This window comes from Candidatus Jidaibacter acanthamoeba (assembly GCF_000815465.1).
Lineage (GTDB): Bacteria > Pseudomonadota > Alphaproteobacteria > Rickettsiales > Midichloriaceae > Jidaibacter > Jidaibacter acanthamoebae.
Window position 1 is genome coordinate 1 of sequence record NZ_JSWE01000183.1, and the last position, 4,796, is coordinate 4,796.

The 4,796-nt window shown below is 30.2% G+C and carries 4 protein-coding genes; all 4 read right to left on the minus strand.

Annotated features, from left to right (window positions below; translation table 11 throughout):
* Positions 1-306: 306 nt before the first annotated feature.
* On the minus strand, positions 307-1,962 hold the full coding sequence (locus tag NF27_RS08520) for a Tn3 family transposase (protein ID WP_053332718.1): 1,656 nt from the start codon (positions 1,960-1,962) through the stop codon (positions 307-309).
* A gap of 20 nt (positions 1,963-1,982) precedes the next feature.
* The gene (locus tag NF27_RS08525; RefSeq protein ID WP_039458344.1) at positions 1,983-2,804 is read right to left on the minus strand and encodes a DUF4158 domain-containing protein; all 822 of its coding nucleotides are present in this window, start codon (positions 2,802-2,804) and stop codon (positions 1,983-1,985) included.
* Positions 2,797-3,420, minus strand: a complete 624-nt coding sequence (locus tag NF27_RS08530; RefSeq protein WP_039458346.1) for a recombinase family protein — start codon at positions 3,418-3,420, stop codon at positions 2,797-2,799. The genes NF27_RS08525 and NF27_RS08530 overlap by 8 nt, the downstream gene beginning before the upstream one ends.
* A 282-nt stretch (positions 3,421-3,702) precedes the next feature.
* Positions 3,703-4,796, minus strand: a 1,094-nt coding sequence (locus tag NF27_RS08535; protein WP_204367890.1) for an ankyrin repeat domain-containing protein, incomplete at its 5' end; no start/stop codon positions are given.

Below are 4,796 nucleotides of genomic sequence, written 5' to 3' on the forward strand. Positions count from 1 at the left end.
ACCTAACAATATTATGTGATTATCTCAATGCCAGGCGTCATGAAGTAAAAGCATATTTAAGGGGACAATTATCCCCAAGCCGCCGGGAAGAGCTTAATAAAGAAATTCATAAATTAGGTGTAATTTTATAAGAAATACTAGGCTTGCAGCTCATTCGCAAATAATCCTGGAAAATAAAATTATAGAATCACTTATTTCTGGACAAAAAATTTATAAAATCATTTAATCCTGGCCAAACTGTTTTTCTAATCGCAATTAATTCTGGACAACATTTGCTCTTGATTGCTGGAATTTGTATTTATAAAATCAAGCCGTTACAATTATTTGCTCACTCTGAGTTTGTTGTATAAACGAATGGTCATTCTCTTGTGCGATAGCATTAGAAAATTTGTTATTATTTTCAATGAGGTTAAGTTGCTTCTCAATAGATTGGCGCAAATTTAGATCATCTATGTACTTTAATATAAATATAGATTTGATTATCTTGCCAAACTCTTTTAATGCTTGGTAAAGTTTATGCTGAGTAGAATATGAATTAAGTCTTGAAAGTAATTGAGATGCTGTAGAACGTTTAAGTTTTATGGTTGCAATAAATCTTAGTATTTCATCATACCATTCTGTGATAATTTTTATATTTATAGTATGTGTGGGAAGGATATTATATTCTTTTAATTTATACTTAGTTTTGTAACCGGGAAACATTGATAATATCTGATCTTTTACACATTTAATACGTGGTGCAAAAAGTATCGATAGAAAGTGGGTTACACCAAAAACTATTTCTGAATATCCATGAGTATCGGTTGAGTGTATATCACTTTTCACAACCTCATTATACATCAAGCCATCAATTACATAAGCTGCCTCTCTAATTGATGAACTCATTACAGTAGAATAAAATAAAAAATGCCTTTTATCAATAAAACTAGCTACAGTAGCACCTTGATCTTTTCCAAGATATTTAAAAGAATAGTTGGCATTGAGAGAGTCATACATAACTTTCCATTTCTGTCCATCAGATGAAGTATGGATTTTATTATCATCAAGGTATAAATTAGGTATGCCTGTTGCATCAGTTAGTCTAAGAATTTCATCTATTGCGCTTCTTATATTTTCAGTTGTAAAGCACCAGTTAACTATATTTTCTAAAGCTGAGGAAGATATACCCTTAGATATAGTGGCAATATCATTATTACCCATACCGTACCCCAATGACATTATACCGGCTATTATTAACTCATTAGAGGGTTTTCTTCTTCCATGTGTGGTCTTATAAAACTCAAAGCACTTTAAAAATCCTGATAAATTACTTACCGTAGATAAAATCTCTTGCATTGAAACAGTACGTGAATCAGGTAAATAATCAGATAACTTCGATTCCTCAGTTTCCACAGCAGGGGTATGCATAACAAAATTATTCATAGCTTTTATTCTAACCAGCTGATTCTTTTTATTTAAGATATTGTCGTTAGTTTCAACGTATCTTTTATCTAATATGATTTCAAGTTCCTTTAATACTTTTTCGCAATCACGAAATTTTTCTAAACCGGCTTGCTTCAATATTAGCTCTTTATTTTCTTCCCATTCATCTTTTGGGATCATATATTCATCTAATGCTTTAAATTTATAAGATGAGACCAAATTTAAAGAACCGGATTTAACATTTTCAGTAATTTTTCTAAACAACAGAGCTTTATAAAGAGATATCCTTATTTTATCATTTGATATCACTTCTTTTCTTTCTTCATAATTTAAAAACTCTAATGGTGGTTTTGAATTAATATTCCCCTCTTTTCCTTGAAAATATGTTATTGCTTTTATGGTATCTACAGCAGATGATTTGCTTTTATCAAATTTTAATACTTTTAATATGGGAGATAATTTTATTTGTAAGATTCTGGATTTTTCTGCAAGAACTTCATAATACCCGTAATCTAAATAGCTTGATTCTTCTTTCGCCAAACTTTCATCTAATGCTTTTATTACATCCGTCTCTTAATTCTAAAAACATCAGATTTAATTACAGTCGTAGCAAAATACTCAATACCTCTAGCATTTATAGGTAATTCCTTTATTATCGATTGAAGTTTATCATGCTTCTCTTGTAATGTAATGAAGTCACTAGTATTAAACCTAATTTCTTTTGGTTTTACTGATTGATAAAACCCTTTCAATAAAGTTAGCTTATAAACAGATTTATCTATATCAAATAATAATAATTCATCAAGCCACTCTTTAATTTCTACTGTTAATTTTTTTTCTAATATATTAAGTAAAGAATTTTTATATTCTTGGAGAGCTTCTATAATAATTGCTCTAATAGTATTGTATTTTGGTATTTCTATTTTTTGCTCCAGTAATAACTCTATACAGTCATTAAATATTACCTTAGGTTTTACATACTGCATCGCCAACTTATAAGTCTTAGAGTACAAGAGAACTTTAGCTTTTTGATCAAATGTTTGATAACCTAAATATTCAGCAATCTGCTCTTTATATTTATGAAAAACTTTGCTTCCTAAATTACTTTTTTTACCTTTCAGGTTATCTAACTGTAATAAGTGTGATACATATTTTATATCTTTTATATTGAACGCAGCGAATGCAAAAAATTTTTTTGAAATTTTGAAATGATATAGAGTTAAAGCAAATACTAACTTGTTCTCCGGCTTTCTTATTGACTTAAGAAAGCTACTAACACTACTATTTATTCTAAAATGTATCTTACGCTCTTCACCACTTAATTCTCTTGGATTATCAAATCCTTCTTGTTCTGCAAATGATAAAATGTTTAATCTAGGCATTTTCCATGGATATAAGTTTATGAGCATACTCTCTTAATTCTCCTTCAGGAGAAAGATATCTATATAATGTGTACCTTGTAATCCTTAGCTCTTTGCATAATTCATTAATGTTAGTATCAGGATCTTTAAGGGCAGTCCGTGCTATATTTAGCTTAGTTCTTGTCATAATAAACTTTCTACCTCCTTTCCTACCCCTTGCCCTTGCTGCTTTTAATCCTGCTTTAGTGCGTTCACTAATTAACTCTCTTTCATACTCGGATAATGCCGCAAATATTGCAAATATCATCTTTCCGGAAGCAGTCGTAGTATCAATACAAGAACCTTTCCCCGTTAATACTTGAAATCCTATCCCCTGTGTTTCTAGATCTTGTACTATTTCTATCAAATGACGCAGATTCCTTCCTAATCTATCTAACTTCCAAACAACTAGAGTATCTTCTTTTGGACGCAATGCTTTTAAGCAATTATCTAAAACTGGCCTATCTTCTCTTTTACCACTGGCATATTCCTCATAAATTCTTTTTTTGTCTACTCCAGCTTTTATTAGCTCATCTCTTTGTAAATCCAGATTTTGGCTTCCATCTGATTTTGATACTCTTGCATATCCTATTAATATTTTGCTCTAAAATTTATGTCGTATATACGGCCGTTTATACTACTTTATAAAAATGCAACCGAATTGCTTCATTATTTGTTGATTATACCTTTATTTATTCTATGTAGTATAAAAGATCTGTAAAATAGATTATGCCACAAGCCTTTCTTGAATAGAAGAAATTATTTCCAATGACTCGAAAAACTATAACAACCTAGGGACCTCGATAGATTACTTAAATACCATAAATTGGACCAATTAAATCTTTTGTAACCTGCTTATTAAAAGCTATACAGCATTTCCCTAAGTCACTTTTTGTACCAATGTTGGCAAATACCCAACTATATCTTTATAACTCCAGTAGGTTGCTTGAATTAGTGGAACACAATAAGCACTATACCCATTAGGGTTAGCCTTATATTTTAAAAGTAAGCGTATTATATCTATACGATTAATAATTACTGCTCCATAGAGAGCACTAGAAAAGTTAGGATCAGCTCCTCTTTCAAGAAAATATTTAGCTAGATCTATATTTTTATATCTTACTGCTTTAGCCAGCAAGCTGTCTATCATACTTTTATCTAGCTTATCCAGTAATACATGCTCTACAAGAGCTTTCATCATTTCGGTATTACCGTCAAAGTTTATGAGGTCGGTTATAAGAAGCATATATTCTTTAGGTATATCACCTTTAAGCTTAGTTTGTTTTACCTGTTCTACTTCTCCCTCGGATATTAATTCAAGTAAGTTAATTAATTCTTTGGAATCAGCGTATCTGTGTAATACTTCTTTTAAAATTGAATGCCTGGAATATCCCGAGTCCGGGTCTTTTGGTTCGAATAAATTTAAAGGATTAGAGCTTGCAATCTCAGACTTACTTAAATCTAATCTATTAATGTAATTTATTAAGGACAATAGTATTTTATCAGCTAGTCTGCTTATATCGGCTTTATAACTCTCGATAATATTGATATTTTGAGTGTCCAGTTCATGAAATAACATCATGAACTGCTTTAACAGTTCTTTTTGTTTTGTATTCAGAAAAGTAATTTTTAATAATTCATTACCAACATCCAATATATTTTTCGTTCTCCTCAGTCTCTCTAAATGAAATACTGCTAGCTTTCTATTTTTGAAATTCACAAAGATTTTAAGCGGGTCAACTAACTTATTTTTGTAGATTGCTTGTAATATACTTTTAATTTCATGTGCCTTATTGTTGGTTTTTTCATGCAAATATAAGATGTTTTCAGAAGCGGAATATACATTATCTTCTAACCCTAAAAAGAATAATACCTTATCAGAATGTAAGCCTAGAACTTCTTGCAGTGTTAGTTCCTTCATTTTATGCCAAAGTAGTGTTATTACTTTTAATACTAAATAAAAACTATTAATAT